The organism is Herbaspirillum sp. ST 5-3 (genome assembly GCF_004804275.1).
Lineage (GTDB): Bacteria > Pseudomonadota > Gammaproteobacteria > Burkholderiales > Burkholderiaceae_D > Noviherbaspirillum.
The window spans coordinates 230,895-251,193 of record NZ_STGI01000002.1 but is presented as its reverse complement, the minus strand read 5'-3'; the positions used below and the strand labels follow the sequence as shown (position 1 = coordinate 251,193).

At 57.6% G+C, this 20,299-nt stretch carries 26 protein-coding genes and 1 pseudogene; 17 read left to right on the top strand and 10 right to left on the bottom strand.

Annotation, left to right across the window (positions count from 1 at the left end; translation table 11 throughout):
- Positions 1 to 272 precede the first annotated feature (272 nt).
- The 3 genes from E6W33_RS04830 to E6W33_RS04820 form a co-directional block, all read right to left on the bottom strand.
- Positions 273 to 770 (bottom strand): glycine zipper 2TM domain-containing protein, encoded by a 498-nt coding sequence (locus E6W33_RS04830; protein WP_136414912.1) that lies wholly within the window; start codon positions 768 to 770, stop codon positions 273 to 275.
- Between the two features lie 218 nt (positions 771 to 988).
- A complete protein-coding gene (locus tag E6W33_RS04825; protein WP_136414910.1) occupies positions 989 to 1,222 on the bottom strand; it encodes a hypothetical protein in 234 nt (77 codons plus the stop codon).
- Between the two features lie 189 nt (positions 1,223 to 1,411).
- Positions 1,412 to 1,615, bottom strand: coding sequence for a hypothetical protein (locus E6W33_RS04820; protein ID WP_136414908.1), 204 nt, complete (start codon positions 1,613 to 1,615; stop codon positions 1,412 to 1,414).
- Positions 1,616 to 2,087: 472 nt separating this feature from the next.
- On the opposite strand from E6W33_RS04820, the gene E6W33_RS04815 reads away from it, so the two are divergent.
- Positions 2,088 to 2,495 (top strand): hypothetical protein, encoded by a 408-nt coding sequence (locus E6W33_RS04815; RefSeq protein WP_136414906.1) that lies wholly within the window; start codon positions 2,088 to 2,090, stop codon positions 2,493 to 2,495.
- Between the two features lie 132 nt (positions 2,496 to 2,627).
- Here the strand turns inward: E6W33_RS04815 and E6W33_RS04810 are convergent, their stop codons facing one another.
- Positions 2,628 to 2,918 carry a hypothetical protein gene (locus tag E6W33_RS04810; protein WP_136414904.1) on the bottom strand — a complete coding sequence of 97 codons (291 nt, stop codon included), beginning with the start codon at positions 2,916 to 2,918 and terminating at the stop codon, positions 2,628 to 2,630.
- 195 nt (positions 2,919 to 3,113) lie between these two features.
- Here E6W33_RS04810 and E6W33_RS04805 point away from each other — a divergent pair, with 195 nt between their 5' ends.
- From E6W33_RS04805 to E6W33_RS04790, 4 genes are all read left to right on the top strand, one after another.
- Complete coding sequence (locus E6W33_RS04805) at positions 3,114 to 3,341, top strand: hypothetical protein (RefSeq protein ID WP_136414902.1); 228 nt, start codon at positions 3,114 to 3,116, stop codon at positions 3,339 to 3,341.
- Between the two features lie 142 nt (positions 3,342 to 3,483).
- A complete protein-coding gene (locus E6W33_RS04800) occupies positions 3,484 to 3,738 on the top strand; it encodes a DUF1488 family protein (protein WP_168798530.1) in 255 nt (84 codons plus the stop codon).
- 167 nt (positions 3,739 to 3,905) lie between these two features.
- The gene (locus tag E6W33_RS04795) at positions 3,906 to 4,232 is read left to right on the top strand and encodes a hypothetical protein (protein WP_136414898.1); all 327 of its coding nucleotides are present in this window, start codon (positions 3,906 to 3,908) and stop codon (positions 4,230 to 4,232) included.
- 863 nt (positions 4,233 to 5,095) lie between these two features.
- Positions 5,096 to 6,196 carry a mechanosensitive ion channel family protein gene (locus E6W33_RS04790; protein WP_247869523.1) on the top strand — a complete coding sequence of 367 codons (1,101 nt, stop codon included), beginning with the start codon at positions 5,096 to 5,098 and terminating at the stop codon, positions 6,194 to 6,196.
- A 151-nt stretch (positions 6,197 to 6,347) separates the two neighbouring features.
- Here E6W33_RS04790 and E6W33_RS04785 read toward each other — a convergent pair whose 3' ends face one another.
- Complete coding sequence (locus E6W33_RS04785; protein ID WP_136414893.1) at positions 6,348 to 6,560, bottom strand: hypothetical protein; 213 nt, start codon at positions 6,558 to 6,560, stop codon at positions 6,348 to 6,350.
- Positions 6,561 to 6,788: 228 nt separating this feature from the next.
- On the opposite strand from E6W33_RS04785, the gene E6W33_RS04780 reads away from it, so the two are divergent.
- Positions 6,789 to 7,127, top strand: coding sequence for a hypothetical protein (locus E6W33_RS04780; protein WP_136414890.1), 339 nt, complete (start codon positions 6,789 to 6,791; stop codon positions 7,125 to 7,127).
- Between the two features lie 50 nt (positions 7,128 to 7,177).
- Here the strand turns inward: E6W33_RS04780 and E6W33_RS04775 are convergent, their stop codons facing one another.
- Positions 7,178 to 7,519 (bottom strand): hypothetical protein, encoded by a 342-nt coding sequence (locus E6W33_RS04775; RefSeq protein WP_136414887.1) that lies wholly within the window; start codon positions 7,517 to 7,519, stop codon positions 7,178 to 7,180.
- 71 nt (positions 7,520 to 7,590) lie between these two features.
- Here E6W33_RS04775 and E6W33_RS04770 point away from each other — a divergent pair, with 71 nt between their 5' ends.
- From E6W33_RS04770 to E6W33_RS04745, 6 genes and pseudogenes are all read left to right on the top strand, one after another.
- Positions 7,591 to 7,821, top strand: coding sequence for a hypothetical protein (locus E6W33_RS04770; RefSeq protein ID WP_136414885.1), 231 nt, complete (start codon positions 7,591 to 7,593; stop codon positions 7,819 to 7,821).
- Between the two features lie 337 nt (positions 7,822 to 8,158).
- Positions 8,159 to 8,374: a hypothetical protein gene (locus tag E6W33_RS04765; RefSeq protein ID WP_136414883.1), complete on the top strand. Its 216-nt coding sequence runs from the start codon at positions 8,159 to 8,161 to the stop codon at positions 8,372 to 8,374.
- A 201-nt stretch (positions 8,375 to 8,575) separates the two neighbouring features.
- A pseudogene (locus E6W33_RS27450) lies at positions 8,576 to 8,791 on the top strand (J domain-containing protein); the annotation flags it as partial.
- 347 nt (positions 8,792 to 9,138) lie between these two features.
- Positions 9,139 to 9,516: a hypothetical protein gene (locus E6W33_RS04755; protein WP_136414879.1), complete on the top strand. Its 378-nt coding sequence runs from the start codon at positions 9,139 to 9,141 to the stop codon at positions 9,514 to 9,516.
- A gap of 154 nt (positions 9,517 to 9,670) precedes the next feature.
- The gene (locus E6W33_RS04750) at positions 9,671 to 11,377 is read left to right on the top strand and encodes a phosphoethanolamine--lipid A transferase (RefSeq protein ID WP_136414876.1); all 1,707 of its coding nucleotides are present in this window, start codon (positions 9,671 to 9,673) and stop codon (positions 11,375 to 11,377) included.
- A gap of 14 nt (positions 11,378 to 11,391) precedes the next feature.
- The gene (locus E6W33_RS04745) at positions 11,392 to 11,919 is read left to right on the top strand and encodes a surface-adhesin E family protein (RefSeq protein ID WP_136414874.1); all 528 of its coding nucleotides are present in this window, start codon (positions 11,392 to 11,394) and stop codon (positions 11,917 to 11,919) included.
- Between the two features lie 65 nt (positions 11,920 to 11,984).
- Here E6W33_RS04745 and E6W33_RS04740 read toward each other — a convergent pair whose 3' ends face one another.
- On the bottom strand, positions 11,985 to 13,235 hold the full coding sequence (locus tag E6W33_RS04740; RefSeq protein ID WP_136414872.1) for a hypothetical protein: 1,251 nt from the start codon (positions 13,233 to 13,235) through the stop codon (positions 11,985 to 11,987).
- Between the two features lie 842 nt (positions 13,236 to 14,077).
- On the opposite strand from E6W33_RS04740, the gene E6W33_RS04730 reads away from it, so the two are divergent.
- A complete protein-coding gene (locus E6W33_RS04730) occupies positions 14,078 to 14,974 on the top strand; it encodes a YihY/virulence factor BrkB family protein (RefSeq protein ID WP_136414868.1) in 897 nt (298 codons plus the stop codon).
- Positions 14,975 to 14,977: 3 nt separating this feature from the next.
- On the opposite strand, the gene E6W33_RS26940 is transcribed toward E6W33_RS04730, so the two are convergent.
- Positions 14,978 to 15,115, bottom strand: a complete 138-nt coding sequence (locus tag E6W33_RS26940; RefSeq protein WP_168798529.1) for a hypothetical protein — start codon at positions 15,113 to 15,115, stop codon at positions 14,978 to 14,980.
- Positions 15,116 to 15,291: 176 nt separating this feature from the next.
- Between E6W33_RS26940 and E6W33_RS04725 the strand changes: the two genes are divergently transcribed.
- The 3 genes from E6W33_RS04725 (at position 15,292) to E6W33_RS04715 (ending at position 16,288) form a co-directional block, all read left to right on the top strand.
- Positions 15,292 to 15,543 carry a hypothetical protein gene (locus E6W33_RS04725; RefSeq protein ID WP_136414866.1) on the top strand — a complete coding sequence of 84 codons (252 nt, stop codon included), beginning with the start codon at positions 15,292 to 15,294 and terminating at the stop codon, positions 15,541 to 15,543.
- Positions 15,544 to 15,570: 27 nt separating this feature from the next.
- Positions 15,571 to 16,014 carry a hypothetical protein gene (locus E6W33_RS04720; protein ID WP_136414864.1) on the top strand — a complete coding sequence of 148 codons (444 nt, stop codon included), beginning with the start codon at positions 15,571 to 15,573 and terminating at the stop codon, positions 16,012 to 16,014.
- Positions 16,015 to 16,084: 70 nt separating this feature from the next.
- The gene (locus tag E6W33_RS04715) at positions 16,085 to 16,288 is read left to right on the top strand and encodes a hypothetical protein (RefSeq protein ID WP_136414862.1); all 204 of its coding nucleotides are present in this window, start codon (positions 16,085 to 16,087) and stop codon (positions 16,286 to 16,288) included.
- Between the two features lie 29 nt (positions 16,289 to 16,317).
- Here E6W33_RS04715 and E6W33_RS04710 read toward each other — a convergent pair whose 3' ends face one another.
- Together E6W33_RS04710 and E6W33_RS04705 are read right to left on the bottom strand one after the other, a co-directional pair.
- Positions 16,318 to 17,232 carry a hypothetical protein gene (locus tag E6W33_RS04710; protein ID WP_211097234.1) on the bottom strand — a complete coding sequence of 305 codons (915 nt, stop codon included), beginning with the start codon at positions 17,230 to 17,232 and terminating at the stop codon, positions 16,318 to 16,320.
- Positions 17,233 to 17,439: 207 nt separating this feature from the next.
- A complete protein-coding gene (locus tag E6W33_RS04705; protein WP_136414860.1) occupies positions 17,440 to 18,423 on the bottom strand; it encodes an HD domain-containing phosphohydrolase in 984 nt (327 codons plus the stop codon).
- Positions 18,424 to 18,670: 247 nt separating this feature from the next.
- Here E6W33_RS04705 and E6W33_RS04700 point away from each other — a divergent pair, with 247 nt between their 5' ends.
- Positions 18,671 to 20,299 (top strand): response regulator, encoded by a 1,629-nt coding sequence (locus tag E6W33_RS04700; RefSeq protein WP_136414858.1) that lies wholly within the window; start codon positions 18,671 to 18,673, stop codon positions 20,297 to 20,299.

Here is a 20,299-nt window from a genome sequence, read left to right as displayed (position 1 = left end):
CGCTTGAATTCGATCAACGCTGAGTGAACACTGGATGCTTCAACGCGTTCGTATTGTTCGTATTGCGATTTCTTTACCGCTTGAACCATTCAAGCTGACTCCCGGCCGGGAAAAATGTTCCCTTGATAAATCTGCCTGGAAATGTCAGGAGGTGGAAGCGATCTGTGCAGACATGTGCTGCACAGATATTGAAGCGCGAAGCGTTGGAGCGGAGATGCAGGTGCCGGCACCGAGCCGGCGTCCTGCAAGGAAGGGATTGTTGCGGCGGAAGATCAGCGTGCCGGCATCACGGAGACGCGGACTCGCATCCGCTCGCCGGGATCGTAGGGCATCACGCTGGTGTAGCTATGGCCGTGGTATTCGTATGTCACGGCATAGCCGTTGGTGCGCGACTGCCAGTTATCGACAGTGCGGCAGCGATTTACCGGCTGCGATTCGGTCGCCGGTGTTTCGCTGTTTTCCATGCGGTCACCGACGATAGCACCGGCGATGGCGCCAGCCGCTGTCGCTACGGAGCGGCCGCTGCCGCCGCCGACCTGATTACCGATGATGCCGCCCGCCAGTCCGCCGAGAATGGAGCCGCCGACGCCGCGCTGCTGGCGTTGCACAGGCACGTATTCGGTATGACATTCCTGTTGCGGATAATTCACTTGTTCGACCTGCGGCGTCACACTCATGACGCGCGCATAGTCGTCAAAGTCGGCCGCATAGGCTGCGGGCAGGCTGAAAAAGCAGACAAGAGAAGCGATGAGTTTCGCTCGCGTATTCATTTATGACTCCCAGGAAACTTGGACCTCGATACTATCCCTGTAAACGCTGCACCAAATCAAAAGTAATACAGAGAAATGTAACGGAATGTATCGTCGTTCGCCAGTCTGCGGAAGCCGGTTTCCGGTCTCGCGGAAGGCAAGCGTCGTTTCCCGATGAATTCCCGATGAATTCCCGGGAGTTGCTCTGAGCCGGATGAGCGCACGCGCGCAATGGGTTCCTAGACGCCCGATGTGTCTTTCCGTGCGCCGACCGCCCTTGCCAGTTGCACCAGCAACGCGCCTTTCACCATGGACAAAGCCACATTGCTCCCCAGCTTGAATCCACGCATGGCAGCCGAGTCCATCATCGCAAGCACCTGGTCGTGCGTCAGATGCTGATAGTCCGTGCGGGCATAGAGTATGTCCCGATTCTTCGTATTGAGATCGGTAACGATTTCTTCCGGTGTCATCATTCGCTCCTGAGGTCCGTAATGCGGACTAACTTTTCAATGAAGGCATTGATTTCCTTGCTTGCCTTAACCGAAGTTAATCTTGATCGGGAGACAACAGTCTGAGAAAACCCGAAGCGGGAGCGTCCCGGTATTGTTCATGCTCAAGCTTTGTTAAAACTGTGTTGCATCACAGCAGCACGAGCGAAGTTGCTAGGGCGGAGGATTGTTGAATGCTTCTTCTTCGATACGGTAATCGTCGGCGCAGGTCTTGCTGCAGAAACGGCGCACATTGTCGAGCGGCTGATTGCAATACCAGCACGCGCCCTTCGGCTTCAGGTCCGCAATGCTTTTGGGCTGCGCGATTTCAGCCTGTCTGACAGGGTCAGTGCGATCGTCGGTATGGTCTGCCTTCATGATCGAGCCGAAAGATGATGTTCCGTGATGGCATCGCGGAGAAATTCTGGAAGAAGTATAGTCCGTTCCGCGCGCACATTGAGAAGTATGGCAAAAAATTCGCACGCGCGTTGTCGCGTAAAGAAAACGACCCGCCAGCCTTGCGCCGGCGGGTCCAATCTCGACCTCGGAGGAAACGCGAGTCGGCTGCCCCACTATGACAATCGACCGCCATGCTATTGCACCATGGCGAAGCTTTTTTTAACCGACAATCAGGCGTCGGTTTACCCTCTAATCCCGCCGATCGACGCCACGGGCGCAGCGCTGCATTTGCCGATGATGACATCCACCACGACGAGTTTTTGCATTGAGGCGTCGCAGCAAAATTGATCTGTTTCCTGAGTGAACTTTTCCCTTTGCCCTTGCGTCAAAACAGACCGCTTCAACACGGGGAAGCAAACAACTCCGCATATCGCGACGCTCGGGAGGTAGTGTGTCAGCAGTACTTGGTTCAGAAGATGCGATTCCCAATATCAGCCCGAAATCGGGCGCTATCGAGATTCGTGAAGGTGACTGGAAAGCCTATCTTCAATGCATCGCAAGGTGTAACGAAGACAAGAGCATCATCGATCGCTACGGCAGCGCCGTGGCATACAAGCGTGCCTGCGCCATGGCGTATCTTGGCAAGCGCGCGCAACTTCATGGTGGCGTGTGCAGTTCCAGGCACCCGCACATCATCACGCCGCAATTTATCGTCGACCTGGAGGTCAACAACCGCACCATTCGTTACACGCGCTATCCGTGGCTGCGATCGCTGATGAATCTATTGGCGGAAATCGAACTGATTCAGGATCAGATTTCCAGCACCAATGTCATCACACTGGTACCGGCATCGAAATGAAATCGGTGCCAAGGCACCGATGATCTTTCAATGCAGATCGCGACAAAAAACCCGCTGCGTTCAAACGCATTCGGGTTTTTTTATGCGTTCCTCTTGCTGCACGCGGACTGATCACGGCGCAGCAATCCCAGTTCAAACAGTCGGCGGTGTCACCTCATGCCCGACGTTGGTACTTTCATCGCCCACCTTGCTGTTCCAGGCCTTGACGAAGCACTCCTTGTCCTGCTCGGTCGGCTCCGAGAACCAGACGACGATCAGCTTGCCCTTGTGGTCGTGCAGGTGCGACAGCTTGCCGAGAAATTCCTCATTGCCGCTTGCGTCGGCAACCGCGAGCGCATAACCGTACACGCGATTCAGACGTTCGATGCGGTCGGGTTCGGTATTGCTGTTCGTTGCGCTGATTTTCGGGTGATCTAAATACATCTTCCGCTCTCCGTCTGAACTTGGTTGCCATCACCGGCCGCTGTGTCTTGCCGTGTTGCCCACATTCTTGGTGACAATCGCTGTTTGCGCAAGCTTTTCCATCACTTGGGAGCAGAATGCAGCCAAGGCGAACGAATCGAAAATTCGCATGCCCAAATACGCATGCGGGACAGGCCGGGCCTGGTGGAGCGTTTAATGCATCTACATGTCGAAAGCCGATCGGGCCCCTATGGTGACAGGGAGCCGCTCGCCTTCCAGCTTGGCGGGCGGCGCATCGATGTCGTCAGCATCGTCGATCGCTGGATCGCGCAAGACCACAGCTACTACAAGATCAGCGCCAGCGACGGCGGCACCTACATCCTGCGCTATTCGCCTCCCGCGCGCGAATGGGAACTCACCTTGTTCCAGGCGCCGGCAAGCTGAAACATCCACCGTCGCACCCATGCGACGCGATCCTCAAAGTATTGACCGCTATCAATACCGGGCAGGAGTGACTCACTACTATCAGGAAGCAGACGCATTCTTGTCGTCCCATTCATGCGTGTCCAACCAATGGAGAAAAACAATGAACAAGACAAGCACCGAGCCACTAGTCGCCGATGAAGGTGTGAGATTTACCGTTGAAGTCGGGTTTACAGATCGAGAATGCCTGGTATCGAAGAATGCGCTCGCTCATTTGCGTCGCACCAAAGGCGGGCAAATGGATTTTTTGGAGACCTATCGCGCATATGAAGATCAGATTCACAGCGTCGCACGCAGGCTGGTTGTTGCGGGAGTCAGCGGATCGCCGCTGGTTCTCGGCGCGGCCTACTTTGCATAATTTTCAAGATACGCGCGAACCGGTGCGAACAGAATTCCGACACAGATAGGCAAGCGCACACTTCCGCGTTAAGCACGGAGATCAGCACCTCTGAGAATTATCAAAATTACATCCGAGCGATTGGTCAGAATAGGATCCAGATTGAACCAGAAAACGGGGAACCGCAGATGAACGACTTTAAAGAGACAAACTATTCCGAGCAATTTCAATACGACCCCAACAATCTGTTGGAGTCCTTGATCGAAAGGCTGAATCTGAAAAACGATGCGGCACTTTCGCGTGCGCTCGAAGTCGCACCACCTTTGATCAGCAAGATCCGTCATCGCAGGCTCCCTGTCGGCGCGTCGCTCCTGATCCGCATGCACGAAGTTTCGGATTTGAGCATCAAGGATCTGCGCCATCTGATGGGCGACCGTCGCACCAAATTCCGGATCAGCGACAAACAGTTCAAGCCGAAGGAAACGCCGGTATCGGCTGCGTCGAGCGCCGCCTGAAGCGCCGCATCAGCAACGCGCAGGCGGCGGAACCACGCAACGGAAGCTTCAGAGATTGGCTGGAACAGGCAGCTCCCACCGACGGTGCGAGCTGTTTTTCCATCATTGAGGCTTGCCAATACTTACCCACAGCAACTGTGGTCAAGTTTGTGGACAACTGTGTGGATTGTTCCGCAAGTTGCTAATTTCATTGCGTTTTATCCTTCCGGATAAAAATTGCACAAAGTGACTCCGGTTCTTTCGGACACCTTGGCGTGGTCGACTCCAGCGTGGCAACACGGGAGAATGCTGCGCGCAAAAAAAGCCCGCAGACCTTTCGGTTGCGGGCTGAATCCAATTCAAGGAGAGTTGGAGGAGACGGTTCCACTATATCGAAGCCATAATCATTCGTCTGCTTTATTCTTGTGATAGCTGTTATTTTCACTTCATATATCTCCCCAAGCCCGCCCTTGTCATCCTTCAAGGAATACCGAAACGCATGATTTGCCTCAATGACCTCGCCCCCGCTCGGAGTAGGATCGGCGCATGGATTAAGCGGAGCGAAAGATGTTGACAGCAGACGAGCATCAGGTTCCGACGGAGCCTCTTCCCGGCGACGAACCGACGCCAGACAAGAAACCGACACCGGACGAAGAGCCTGTGCCTGATCACAACCCGGAATAGGTCGCACCTTTCCTGCTCTCTGCCGGCTGGAATTCGACGTGGCGAATCGCCGGGCGCAGCGATGCGGGCAGAGGCAGCGCCCCACCTGCTGCTTGCTCCGATTCCCGGCGGCCGCATGATCTCCAGAGCCGCCCTCCAAACGAGGCTTCAAGCCTCCGCCGCGATGCAATCGAGTTGCCGAACATCCGATGACAGACGGTATGCCTGACTGGCTGACGACAGCCGCATACACCATCATGCCATGGTTTGTGCTCGTGACCCGTATGCCGTGGATCGGCGTCATGGTGCAATTGCTCCTCTGCGTGCCGGTGGTGATGATCGTGCACCGGATCGGAACCACGCTTCTGCAGAGGCTGGCGGCGGCGCTCCCGTTCTCGCGCCGACTCGTGCAATACGGTCACCGTGCAGGCGCCATGGTCGTGTTCCTGCTGCTTGCGCAAGTCATCCTGCGCAATGCCGCCGACTCGTTACCAGGAATGGCGGCGGCGAGGCACTTCAGCGCACTGGCGCTCATCGCTGCCCTGACCTGGCTCGGCGTGCGCTGTGTGCGTGCAATCTCCCACACCATCATTGAGCTTAATCCGGCCGATTCACCGGACAATCTTCAAGCACGGCGCATTCAGACCCAAACCAAGGTCCTGGGGCGCACCGCCATGGTGATGATTATCCTGGTAGGCACCGGTACAGCATTGATGACACTGCCGATCCTGCGCCAGATCGGCACCAGCCTTCTGGCATCGGCGGGCGTCGCCGGACTGGTCGTTGGTTTCGCCGCGAAACCGGTGCTGGGCAACCTCCTGGCAGGGATGCAGATTGCCCTCACCCAGCCCATCCGGCTGCAGGACGTCGTCATCGTGCAAAACGAATGGGGTCATATCGAAGAGATCACCGGGACCTACGTCGTGGTGCGTATCTGGGACCAGCGCAGAATGGTCGTTCCACTGCAGTGGTTCATTGAAAACCCGTTCCAGAACTGGACCAGAACCAGTTCGGACATCCTCGGCACGGTGCTCCTCTGGGTGGATTATCGGATGCCTCTGGACCCGGTGCGCAAGGAAGCCGAGCGAATCTGCAAGAGCGCTCCGGAATGGGATGGTCGCCTTTGTCTGGTGCAGGTGGTCGAAGCCAGCGAGCACGCCATGCAATTGCGCGTCCTCATCAGCGCGGGCAACGCGGGCCAGTCCTGGGATCTGCGCTGCCGCCTGCGTGAAGAACTGCTTTATTTCATCCAGCGCGAATATCCCGAATACCTGCCGAAAATTCGGGCGGACATCGCCGAGACGAGGAACGCAAGGGAATGAGCCCGTCCGGTATCGCCGAAGCGATCTGCCTTGATTTTGATCAACAATGGAATTTTCTTATGAATCATTGAGATAGGGAACAAATTCCATAGTTGTCCACAAGCTTTCCCACAATTAATGTGGGCAAGTTCCCGCGCCCTTCAATTCATGGTCAGCCGTATGCGCTGTGCTCCATGGGTGTTCCCGCGAAGATTTGGGAAACCGGGTCGGATTCCGCTGGGGCAAGCTCCAGCGCCGCCCGCAGGATCAGTTCGATGAGTTCCTGATAGGAGCCGGTATCTTCACGGCATGCATGGCGCGGCAACAGCCCGGCTTCGACAGCTTTTTTTACTGCTACCTGCACCATTTCATCGGTCACTTTCACCTACGACCTCCTGTCAATAATGCGTGTAATTCGGGCCAATGATGCAGTGTATTTATTACACGCGCATGAAGATGCCACGCATGCGTGCCGCCAACGCAACTGCATGCATGCCGAAATAGCAAAAGTTGTGCCGTGCTCTGGCGCATTTTGTATTTATACCGACAGACATCCCATATATATGGCTAGGCCGGGGCATGGCGCAGGTGTCTAATTACGCATTTGCAATTCTTGAAAACATCAGCAGGACTGGCGCAGGATATGTGGGGAAGAAAAGGGAAGTTGTCCGGGATCGCATGCACGGAATGCGGGGCGCGGCTGCCTGCCAATGCCGAAATTTGCGGGGAATGCAGTTATCCTGTCACTGCCCATGCGCGTGAAGCCAACGAAGTCACGCAGGCGACGATCAAGGAATACCGGCTGATACAACTCCTTGGCGGAGCCGTGATTGCAGGCGGCCTCATCGCCGCTGCCGCCGACTCGCCGATCGCTGCGGCGGTATCGATAACGATTGGAATTGCCACCTATATTACCGGCCTGCTCGGTGCGTGGTGGAACACGGGTAACTGAACACCTTACCTGATTCGCATTTTCCTTTCGACGACTGGACAGTCCGAGATTTAGTGTTGCTCCTCCTGCACTTGCGGAACCTGCGGCGTAGGTTGCTCGGCAAGCCTGCGCACCTCCTCCACAGCCTTCAGCGCATCCGCCAACATATCGAGCTGCTGCTGTCCGGACACCATGATGGTCGGCAGTCCGCATGCACGAACAGCAGCTTCGAGATTGCGAAGAGCGGCAAGCTCATCGTCGATCGATTGTTGGCGGGCCATGAGTCTTTCCAGTGGAAAACGAAAATCAATCTGCCTAGACTCCTGCCGAACCGGATTTGTTCCGCAATAGACGGCGCTCTTTGGCCCTTCCCGCAGCACGATGGCATTCACTCTTGCCATGAACACCATCATTGATGCGCATGATGCCGGTCAATGATTTCCGAAGGTCCTTTGCTACGATGGACAAGTCAGCAAGGAAGCCTATGCAAATCGAGACCGTCGGAAAATACCAGCTCCATCTGACCGCCCAGGAAGTACCGGGAGGCGGTTGGGATCCTTTTGTCTCCGTACATCGATTCGATGACGAGGCCCAGGACTTCAAGTGCGTCCTTGAGACGCACCATGCTTCCGAGCACCCGATCGCGGATTACAAGGAAGCGATCGACGCTGCCCGCCGCGCAGGCAACGAGTTTCTCAAGAGCGGGAAAATCTGAAGCGATTCATGCGCAGAACATGGCCGGTCTTATCTCCTTCGCGCAATCTCGTTACGAAATATTCATTTGTTGACTTGGAATATTGCGCACGCTTTTCCCGAATGAAATAATGCTCCACTTCGCCGCACACGATATTCGGCATTAAGCCGCAGGGCATGCGGCATGATTTTCCCGCCTCTCCCTATCGGACACCATTGCAATGATCATCAGGCCAAGTGCATTTTCGCTGAGCTTGATTCTTGCGTTCGCATTACCCTTGATCGATGGATGCACATCCGCACCAGCTCAAGCGCACTTCGCCGCCACCCACGACTCGCGCCATCAGCGGGAAATCCGCATGAAAAGCATATGGCGAGGCAAGCCGTATGAGGCTTTGCTGCAGGCTTACGGCCCTCCCCGCCTTGTGATGAGCGTCGCCAATCATCATCCGCTATTCGAATCCGTCGCGGTATACGGTGTCGTCGACCAGGCAACCGACTGTATTGATGCCTTCCTTCTGGCCGTGCAGGAACCTGACGGGGAACGGGTCATTTCGGATTATTTTTGCCGTTGACCTGCAGCCGGCGGCTTCCGCCCATTCGGCGCGATCGCGAACATATTCACAAGTGCCCTTGATAAACTGCAATATGTCAGGCATTTCGCCGACTTAGGATACGGTTGAAATAGTCAGCATCATCAGCAAGGGCGCGAACGAAGCGAGCAGGTTGCGACTCTAAAGTTTTTAACAAAAATAACTGTTTTCGGATTGCCGCCGATGGCACGAGTCCATACCCACTACGACAACTTGAAGGTAGCGCGCGATGCGCCACCCGAAGTGATTCGCGCCGCGTATAAAACGCTGTCGCAAAAACATCATCCTGATCGCAACGGCAACAGCCCCGACGCCATGCGCATCATCCAGATCATCAATGTCGCCTATGAAGTGCTGTCCGATCCTGCCAAACGCAGGGAACACGATGACTGGATCGCGCGTGCGGAGTCGGACGATGAGCGCAGTCGTGAAAGCCATCGCCACTCGCACCGGCATTCACACAGGCACAGCTCGGGGAAGTCGCGTCGCATGGCGTTTTACTTTTATGGTTCACGCTACAAATCGGTGCTCGACTTCTCGCGCCTGACGCACAAGCTGCGGATGATGCTCGACCACTTTTCAAGAAAGCTGTTCCGCAAGACCTGAGGCCTGGATGCGGGCGCACCTGCTGTTGCTTCCGCGTCAGCCATCCGAGGGCAGGCCCCTTCTGAATCGCCCGCTTGGATTGTTCGCCTCGGGAACACATTTTCTGAATTCTCGCCTAAGTAGCAGGAGGTGCGAATTCCATGCACGAAAACACCCAGCCGCTGCTGAAGAGAATCTCATTTCGGCTGCAATATGTCTGGCGACTGGCCATCCCGTTCTGGATTTTCCGTGACGCCGGCCGTGGCAGCATGGAGCAGCGCGTCGCCAATTACCGGTACAACCGCGCGCAGCGCAAGGTCTTGCCGTTTTATGTCTGGAAATGGGTCGGGATCGCCTTTTGCATGTTGCAGTTGATGCGATTGCTGTCCGACCGCATGACGAGTACCACGGAACAAAGCACCGGGCATTTATGCGCCACGCTGTTCTGCATGAGTGCCGGAATCGGTTTTGCCTTTTCCTGCATCGTGATTGCCGTGCTCTCGTCCAGCTATCTGTACCTGACTTGCGTGAAAAGGTAGGCACGCAAGGCGTCGTGCATCTCTGTCAATTCTTCAGGGGCCTTGTTCCACCCGCGCCTTCCGCTTGCCGTATGCGCCGTGACGGCGGTGTATACTGCCCGCTGCCTTTACACAAGTTCATGGCGTGCCCTGCCGCGTCAGCTTCTTCCATAGCATGCAAAATTATTCGACTTTCAATAGAGACAAGTCCAAGTTCCACTTCCGCTCCCCTGTCACACTGGCTCTTGCCATTTCAACAATTTTCCTGGTTTTTCACAACTTCCGGTTCTGGCGCGAGGCCGGCGCCGCACTATGGGACGGGACGCTCAGCGACAGCCTGTTCATGGCTTCGCTGTTCCTCTTTCTGCTTTTCCTGCATACGGCATTCCTGCTGCTGATTCCGGGTCGACGCCTGCTTAAGGCGACGACAACTATTCTGTTCGTGGTTGCGGCTGCCGCCTCGTATTCGGCAGATTCCTATGGCGTGTTCATCGACAAGGACATGATCCGCAATCTGTTCGAAACCGATCAGCGCGAAGCGGGCGCACTCCTGAACCTGCGCTTCGCCGCATACATGCTCGTGCTGGGAATTCTTCCGTCGTTGCTGCTGTGGCGAGTACGGGTGCAGAAAATCGGACTGAAGCGGCAACTGATGCAGCGCAGCCTGTTTCTTGTTGCCGGGCTGGTGCTCAGCGGATTGATGCTGTTTGCCTTTTCCGCGAACTACAGTTCGTTCGCGCGTGAGCACAAGAACCTGCGCTACCTTCTCAGCCCCGGAGCCGCCGTGCAAGGGACGATCCAGTATGCGCGCAGCATGATTCCGAATGCGGAAAACAACAGCTTTGCCGACACGCGCGGCGTCACCACCCGCTTCACCAAGACCGCGCACAACAAGCCGCTGCTGATGTTCCTCGTGGTCGGCGAAACGGCACGCGGGCTCAATTTCCAGCTGGGCGGCTATGACAGACCGACCAATCCGGAGCTGGCGAAAGTCGACGGCCTGTATTACTTCAGGAATGTCAGCTCATGCGGCACGTCGACGGCGATTTCACTACCCTGCATGTTCTCCCATCTCGGCCAGGAACACTTCAGCGTGCCGGTTGCGGCGCATACCACGAATCTGCTGGATGCACTGAACAAGGCGGGCGTGGAGGTCGAGTGGCGCGACAACAATTCAGGCAGCAAGGGTGTCAGCGCCCGCGCCAGGAACGTCACCTACAATGCGCAGGCCGACGCTTCCTTGTGCAACAACGAATCCTGCTATGACGAGGTCATGCTGCAGGGGCTGGACAAGTCGCTGCGGACGATCAAGGACGATACTGTGTTCGCCTTTCACCAGATCGGCAGCCATGGTCCCGCCTATGCAAAACGCTACCCGCAACGCTTCGAGCGCTTCACGCCGGTTTGCAACACCAACGAGCTGAAGCAATGTTCCGAAGAGCAGATCCGTAACGCGTACGACAACACCATCGTCTATACCGATCACAATCTGGCGCAACAGATCGCCATCCTCAAGTCGGTCTCGGATCGCTTCGACACCGTGCTGATCTACGTCTCGGATCACGGCGAATCGCTGGGCGAGAAAGGCTTGTACCTGCATGGCGCGCCTTACATGTTCGCCCCCGAAGCGCAGAAACGAGTGCCGTTCATCCTGTGGATGTCGGACGGCTATCGCCAGCGTTTCTCGCTCGAGAGTGCATGCCTGCGCGCCGAACTCGACAAACCGTTCAGCCATGACAATCTCTATCACACGGTCCTTGGCGGCATGGGCGTGAAGAATGCGATGTACCAAAGCGGCCTGGACATCTTCGCCGCATGCCGTCATAACGAGATTCTTGCCGGCGATCTGACTGCATCGGACGGACTCAAGGGCAAACAATAAGGAGAGGCTGGGGCATGAGCACATTCTTTCGTCATGGCGCGGTACTGTGCCTTGCGCTGCATGCCCTCGCCGTCCATGCCGAAACTGCTGCGCCACAAACCGTGGACAGCCTCTACGAACGGGGCCAGCATGAGCTGACGGCGAATTGGCGCCCTCTCGGCAAATTGCACAATGCCGCCGTGTTCATCCATCACGACGTGAAAAAACTGGACAAGGACCGTGTCGCGGTCTGGCGGCACTACGAATATCCATATCCGGAATACTTCGAAAAGGAAAACGCCTACCTGTCGGCACGAGAGCGCGTGGTCGTCGATTGCAAGACTGCCCGGGTCGGTGTGTCGGATTCCTCGTTTTATTCCGGGCGCTTCGCGAGCGGCGCGATTGTCGGCGAAAACAAGTCGGTCAGCCTGGACATGAATGTCGCGAGACCCGACTCGCTGGAAGAGCAGCTTGTCAAATCCATCTGCATTTCCAAGCCGCGCAGCAAGCCCGTGGCGAAAGCAAAACCGGCAAAGGCTGTTGAGGAGAAAAAGGCGCCTTAGCAGACGGTTGGCGCCTCTTCAGCCAGACCGCGATAGCCACAGCCTGGCCTGCCAAGTACTCCCGCTCAGCGTTTCAGCGCGATGAATCCGCCGATCGCCGTGGCACCCGTCGTTGCATTCGACAGCTGGAATGCGCCGCCGATTTCCGCAGGACCTGTTCCACCGGTACCGGTCGATACCACCGGGCCGTAATAGCGGCCGCTGATGCCGCCGGCCAGCGTACCCGCCGTCGTCGGCGCAGTCAGGTAATTGGCCACGCTCGCTCCCGCGGCGCCCATCGCTGCATTTGCCGTAAAGGCCAGCGGCACGGTGTTTCCGGCGGCATCGAAGGTCTTCGTGTTCTGGAATGCGATCGTGACCTGGCGCGTCGCGAAATCCACCGTGATGGTTGCATCACCACGGAATACGGGCGGCTCCTCCGTCTTGTTCGAGGCGTACCAGCCATACACGATGCCTTTGTAGCTTGCAGTGCCCGTCGTCGGCACCGTCGCCGGATCGGTAACCGAGCCGAAAGACACCACGCCGCGACGCTTGGTGTTGTGTTCGGCGCCCGATGCGGCACCCCACTCTCCCATCAGCACCGTATCCTGCGTTTCCCAGGTACCGAGGTTGGCATATTGCGAACTCCAGCCCGCGACGCCACGATAGCCCTTCGAGCCGGGAAACGGAACACCGCTGCCGGTAGCATTCGGCACGCCGTCGCCGGCATGGACGTCGCCGTCCTCATGGAAGCGGGTGGCGGCCAGCCAGTCGAAGTCGCTGCCGCCGGTGCGCCAATCGCCTGCTTTAATCTGGACGCCGCTCGTTTCGGTGGTCGGGCAGGGATTCAGGTCAGCCGGGCAACGCGATGCGATCGTACGCGGGAAATACACGTTATTCGCGTAGTTGACTTGCGTGCCGGCTGCGCCCAGCGTCGAAAAGTTGTAGAAGCCGAGATCCGAACTGGCTGGCAGCGCTACCGAGGTGATGGCGCCTGTTCCGCCAAGCTGGACACGGCCTTGCGTAGTACGGAATGTTTCGATGATCAAGGGACGCTCGACCTTGCCGTCCCAGGATAGCCCCAGATTGCTCAGCAGGATCGCCGGGTTCGACACGGTGCTGTTCGCATCCTTGGCAAGCCGGAACTCGGCCACGCCGCCGGACGCAGGTGTCAGGCCGATGGCGGTCGTAGGACTCGGATTGGGCGTTGCCAGATCGCTGGTGGAGTTTCCGTACACCTGCACACCTGAACTAGTCAATGCGACGCCATTATCCGTGCGGATCACGCTGCCACCGCTGCATTGATAATTCGGACCGTCGACACAGGACATGATCATGGACGCGCTTACCGGCGCCGGTGGCGTCGGGATGGGTGCGGGTGCGGGGGTTGGAGCTGGTGCAGGTGCCGGAGCGGGTGTCGGCGCTGGACTTGGACTTGGCGACGGAGAGGGTGTCGGGGCTGGCTGGGATCCTCCTGTATTGCCTGTTTCAGTGGCCGGAGATGTTGTCGAGGACCCTGAACCACCTCCGCCGCATGCTGAGAGCACGCTGGCAGCAATCAGAGCTGCGACAATCGGCCTAATATGAAAAAGCGCTGGTTTCGCGCCATGTTCGGGGAACAACGAAGGTTGACGCTTCCGTGCCAAAAGTTTATCCATGCTGACCTTTCAATTTTCGATACGTGACAATGGCTTCACCTCGGCAATGAATCCTCATGCTCCGGATCGGCTGTGCTTCCTTGCGCACAGCACTCCGGAAATGCATGGGGGTGCCGAGGCAATATTCGGGGCGGTTTGCGGGAGGACGCGCTGTTGCTTGTCATTGCTCATCCTTCCGCAAACCGCCCCAATTCAAGACAGGAACGAACGATACAGATCAACACCGTCATTCCATTCAGACATTGTCTTGAAGCCAGGCGCGAGCGCATTGATTGCAGCCAAGTCAGAGCTTTATCTATGACAAACATGCGAAGCGCAGGACGGGAAACAATAGGAAGTGTCGGTGTAGGCACCGACGCAAGGCAGAGTCGTGCAATTCAGGACGCGGATTCGCGTCCGGTTTCCATAGTTGCATTTTTTGACGACTCGCAAGGAAGGCGCGAACGCTTCTTGCAAGTCGCCAGCTGGAATACGAGGCCAATCCACTTTCTGCTAGCGTGAGTCGTTCGCGCAAGGTCAACATGCACATCATCGATCAGAGGGCACGCCTGATTTTGCAACATCCCGGCGCATTTGCCCTGAAGGCATTGAAGAGTTTTCGCGCGAATCAAGGCCTGCTGCTCGCAGGTGCGGTCGCCTATTACGCGCTGCTGTCAATGGTGCCGCTGTTGATTGTCACGGTGATAGCCTTGTCGCACGTCATCGATCAAGCGGAACTCTTGCAAACCTTGGGGCGCTACCTCGAGTGGCTGCTGCCCGGGCAATCGAAAGCGATCGTGGCCGAGCTGGCCAACTTCATGACGCATCGTGACGTGATCGGTTGGGTGCTGCTCGCCACCATGCTTTTTTTCAGCTCGCTCGCATTCACCGTGCTTGAAAACGCGATGTCGGTCATCTTCTTTCACCGCGTCGCAATCCGCCGCCGCCATTTCCTGATCTCGGCATTGCTGCCGTATTGCTACATCCTTGCGCTGGGCGTCGGCTTGCTGCTGGTGACACTGGTCTCTGGAAGCCTGCAGGCCATCGGACAGGAAAGCGTCGATTTGCTCGGCCACAGCTGGTCGCTGCGTGGCGTCTCGGGAACGCTGCTTTACCTGCTTGGACTTGGAGGGGAGATTCTTGTCCTCACGTCCGTATATCTCGTGATGCCCGTTGGCCGCTTGTCGCTGCGGCACGCGCTGTTAGGTGGCGTCACCGCCGCCCTGCTCTGGGAACTGACGCGGCATGTCCTTGTCTGGTATTTCGCCACGCTGTCGCAGGTCAATGTCGTTTATGGCTCGCTGACGACGGCAATCGTGGTGCTTCTCAGTCTGGAAATCGCAGCAACCTTGTTGTTGTTCGGGGCGCAGGTCATTGCGGAGTACGAACGCGTCGGCGAAGACGATCTTCACGGGGCTCCGCCGTCATTCAGAACCTAGCGGTCAATAAAGTACCTGGACGCCAACGACAAGCAGCGCCAGGACTGCCGATACACAAAGTGCGGCCACATGCAGGCGGTTGAAATTGAAGAGTGCGTACCGCCCTTTGAGGCGCACACGGTCATGCAGGGTTTTGCCCATGATGATCTCCCGGTGAAAAAGATGTCTGCTCTTGAAAACGATTGTAGGAAAGTCTAGAGATAGCTGATGTGACGACTGGCACAAGCCGGCGGAAAAACAACAGCGCTGCCCGCGGCGAGGATGGGAATGAGCAGGGACGGCGCAGTGAGACAGGCACGGAGAACCAGTTATCAGGAATGATGAACGAGGAGCGGGCGGCGTGCCTGTCCGATAGCTTCGATCAGGCACGCCAGGCTGCAGTCATGCATATCGGTTGCATGTACAGCAGATGGAGAAATGATACTGGCGTCGTGTTACGCGATGATGACGCTAATCAAACGCCGCATGTTGAGGGTGTTTTTTCGGCGCTCAGCGGTGAGCGGCAAGCCATGCCGGCGCTGGTGCCTTGGTCTGAAAAACGTCGATGCCGCGATGCGTTGTGGGCGTGACTTGCGGCTGTCCGGCGTCCTCCGCAGATGCGTGCCGGACGCATTCACTTGCGCGTGCTGCTCTTACCGTCCTGCGGCGACCGAGGTGCTGGGTATGTCGCGAAACACGACATCTACCGCATCGCGAGTCCATTTCCGGTGTGCGGAGTGAACGGTTCTTGCGGGCTTCATCGCATGGATTCGCCCAAACGTTTCGCGCCATTTGCGATCGAAGCGCAGGGATGCCGCGGTGGCGGCCATTGCAAGCAGCCAGATGATGAGAAATCCAGGGTTGCCCTGGGCGAGCAATACTTGAAGGGCAAGTGCCAGAGAACACATGAATCCAAGCACGCCGGTCAAGGCTGCGAAAAACGAGATGGCGCGACTTCCGGTGAGCCCGCCGAGTATTGCTTTTTGCATCGAGTAATTGATTCACCGCAATTTTTCGAGTCGCTGATTATGACACTCCCGCTCTCTTTTTTCATGAAATAATGCGGCGATGCAAGTTTGTCTTCCCATCTCGGCAACCGGGAATGGCAAGCTTGCAAGCAAGGAGATTCCGATGGTGACGCTTTATGAATACACCAGTCATCCACGCTACTGGGTGGTCCATGACGAAGAAGGATATTGGCTGGTGCCGGCGCGCGACAATGGCTGGCAGGACCGGGAGCCCTTTGTCGGCCATGTCATCGCCCTGCGCAGGGTCACCGATCCCGGAGGAATCGATCTTGGCATGCCCGAGGCGGATTCAGCCCGCGATGCGTGACGTCCGCCGATACATCTTGCGAGTGATGTTCAGTGCGGCTGTGCAGGTGTTGTGACGGGCGCGACACTATGTGTAACCGGATGCAGCAGTCCCTGCATGATCATGCGCGCCAGCGCCGCCACCACGTTTTCATCCTCCCAATAGGCGGTATGCGACATCGGCGTAAAGCTCTTCAGCCAATCGAGAAGCCCTTCGCCGACATTGACTTGCCGGTCCTCCACCAGGTCTTCATATCCACCCTCCAGCGGCCGCAGGGGCCATCCAAGGGCGTCATGCTTGTCGTAGACATTCAGCCATTTGAACTGGTTGTTCGGCCGGTCGATCGCGCGAATATTCAAGCGCTTGTGCGCCGCCACGAAGATCGGAATATTGCAGCCGGTGGTCATCAGTCCGACCAGCGTCGAGCCGCGCAGGAATGACTTTTCCGCCGCCGTCAGGGCTTTGTCCGAACCGGTGATCCTTGCCGCGAAGCTGTCGATGTCCTTCCAGATGCCGGCATGGCGCGTCTGGCCTGCCGCCGCGCGCTGCGCATCGTAGATATAGCAGGAGAACACCTGGCCGCCGAGCGATTGCGCAATCACGAGCAGCGGGCCGTCGCCGCCCATTTCCTGCCGCGCGGCCCACATCTTGCGCGCGATATCGAGTTGCGCGCCCTCATAGACAGAGCCCTCGTCCTCCTTGTTGGTCTCGAGTCCGGCGGCATCGGCAAATCCGAACAACAGGAAACGGCGCAGGTCATCCCAGCGCAGATCACCCTTGTCCATGCGTTCCCAGACGGCCTGCTCGTTCGGCTGCAGGAGGTTCTGATAGTTGACGGCCTGGAAAGCAACCTTGTTCGCTGTGTTGTCCAGCTTCGCAAACAGCTTGCCCCGCAGGGTATCGTAGTAGTTGTCGACCGTCTCGCCCATGCCGTGCAGAGTGATCAGTGCGATTTGCCTGGCCATGCCAACTCTCCTTGAAACCCGGGCGGCGGTGCGGACCGCCGATCGAGAGAGAAGAAACATTGCAATCGAAATGCATGTCATCAATCATCTTCGCACTTGCGCCGATGCGAATTGATCTCTCTCATGCATCCTGAGCACGGCGGCTCCGCCCGGCCGGAGTTTCAGGCGGAAGACGGCGCGGAGGCAGCGAGACGGCTTGGTCGCCGGTTACGGGCGTGCTTCGTCGCCCCATACCTGCTGCATGCTGAAACGCACACCGGCGCGCTCTTCGCTCAGCATTTCCCGCACGGTGTATTGAGCATTCGCCGTATCGCGCTTGATGGGCGCCGACAGCGGCGCGCCTTGCGGTCCGATCAGCGCATGCACGACGGGTGTGGTGGGACTGCCGCCCTTGCCGGCGACAACGCCAATTTCGCCATTGGCAAGGCGCACGATGGCGCCGGTCGGATAGATTCCGAGCACGCCGATGAAGCAGGTCGTGAGCATGGGATCGACACTGTCGTGGTCGGCCAGCAGGATGTCGCTGAGCGCTTCATTGGGCAGCAGCGATTTGCGGTAGCTGCGCGAGGAAACGCGGGCGCAATAGCGATCGGCGAGCGAAATGATTTTTGCATTGAACGGAATTTCGTCACCGGTCTTGCGCAGAGGGTAGCCACTGCCGTCTTCATTCTCGTGGTGCGCGAGCACATAGCTCAGCCAGTCGGGGTCGGCGACACCGGCCCGCGCCAGCATGTCGACGCCTTGCTGAGGATGATTGTGAATGAGCGCGAGTTCCTGGTCGGAAATCGCGTTCAGACGGCTCTGCAATTGCTCCTGGCTGGGCAGCATGCCGACATTCATGGTGAGCGCGGCGGCCATGATGGTCAGCGTTTCCGCCGGCCCTTTTTGCAGCGCGCGCGCCACCAGCAAGGCCACCACCGCGCTGTCGATGCAATGGCGTACAGCGTAGCTGCCCTCTTCCTGATTGAGCAGGATGCAGGCAAGCGCAATATTCGGATTCAGATCGGTTGCATGGGTCAGCGCCCTGGCAATGTCAACCACGCTGGCCTGCACATCGGATTCGCCTTCCAGATTGAACAGGAGGTGCTCAAGGCGTTTGTGCGCCCTGTTGATCAGGTGCAGGACTGACAGTGTCCCTGCGTGGTGCCCGCCTGTTTCAAGATCTGATTCGTTCGTGGGTTGCTGAACCATATGCGTTCCCTGTTGCTTGAGTATGCGAAGCGGCGGGGCTCGCCGGCGTCGACCATTCTTCTGCCTGATAACAAACAGTCAACGCCGCCGGCCTGCGTCATGCGCCGCGTTCAAATGAGTGTTTTCCTAGCATCAATAAATACCACAAACACGGCAAGAATTTTCCTGTGCACATCAAATTTATTTCCATCCAGCAACAATATGACGTTAGACTTAGCATGAAGTCCGTGTAACCCCTTGCATTTATATGGCCACGATTACCAATCTGCGACTTGCCAATCTGCGCGCCCTCGTTGTCGATGACATGGCGACCATGCGCCAAAACATCCGCAACCAGCTCGGTCAATTGGGCATCGGCCTGGTCGACCAGGCGGGAACGCCCGACGAGGCAATCAGCTACATCCGCAAAAGCGGTTACGACATCATCGTTTGCGATTACAACCTGAACCGGGAAACCAACGGTCAGCAACTGCTGGAATTTCTTCGCTCCCAGAACCTGCTGTCCCCCGCCACGATGTTCATCATGGTGACGGCCGAGGCCGCCTATGACCTCGTCGCCAGCGCAGCCGAATTCCAGCCGGATGCCTACATGGTCAAGCCGCTCACCGGCGCCAAGCTGCTTGAACGCATCGAGCGCCTGCTGGACAAGCAGAACGCCCTGCGCACTATTGTCGGCCGCCTCAAACTCAAGGACACCGCGGGTGCCGTGGCCGAATGCGACAAGATGCTGCAGGCTGCGCCGAAGTGGGCGCTCGATATCCTGAAGATCAAAGGCGCCGCCCTGCTGGAGTTGAGCAAGCCGGAAGAAGCGCACACTGTCTATTCGCAGGCGCTGGCGATGCGTGACGATCTGGTCTGGGCCAGGCTCGGCATCGCCACCTGCCATCAGATCGCCGGCAAGCTCGACGACGCGAAAGCGGCGGCGCAAGAGGTGCTGGCCAGTAACGCCAAGTACATCCCGGCATACGATCTGCTGGCCAAGGTCGCGGAAAGCCAGGGCAATGAACAGGAAGCGCTGGAAGCGCTGAACCAATCGTACGACGTCATTCCGTCGGCGCGACGCAGCCGTATGGTGGGCGACATCGCTTATCGCACCGGGGACCTGGAAAAAGCAAAGACGGCTTTCAGCCGCGCGCTGACGCATACCAAAGGCTCGCTCACCGCGCAGCCCTCGGACATGCTATCGCTGGCGCAGGTGCATGTGGACGCAGGGGAAGCGGCACAAGCATTGCAGGTTCTGTCGAGCGCGCCGAAGCACTACATCGAATCCAACGCATTCGCCGCAACGCAAGCCGCGGTGCAAGCCCAGGCACACATCAAGTTGGGCAACGGCATCGAAGCCGAAAAAGCCTTTGCGCTCGCAAAAAGCCTGGTGGACAGCACCAAGGCCGATACTTCTGCGCTGGCGCTGGCGAAAGCGGCATTCTCCATAGGGCGCGATGACGAAGGCGCGGAGATCCTGAAGAAAGCGGTGATGGCCGACCACGAAAACAACCGGCTGGTTTCGCTCGCGCGCAAGGTCCTGAAAGACACCGGCAAGGAAGAACTGGCGAGCCAGGTTGTCGATCATGCACTCAGTGAAGTCACTTCCATCGTGGCCGAGGCAAACGCGTTGATGCGCAAGGCGCAATTCGACGAATCGCTGGCCAAGCTCGACGAAGCCCTCGCCGCCATGCCGGAAAATACCGGCGTGCTGCTCGCCGCGGCGCAATTGCATCTGCTGTGGATGAGCCAGAAGGGTCTGAATCTCGATTACGTGGCGAAGGTCAACAACTTCCTCTCCAAACTCGATGTGCTCATGCCGGGCAACGAGCGCGTGGCGAAGATGTATCGCTTCCTGCGCGAGACGCTCAGCCGCACCGCGAAGAAAGAGTAA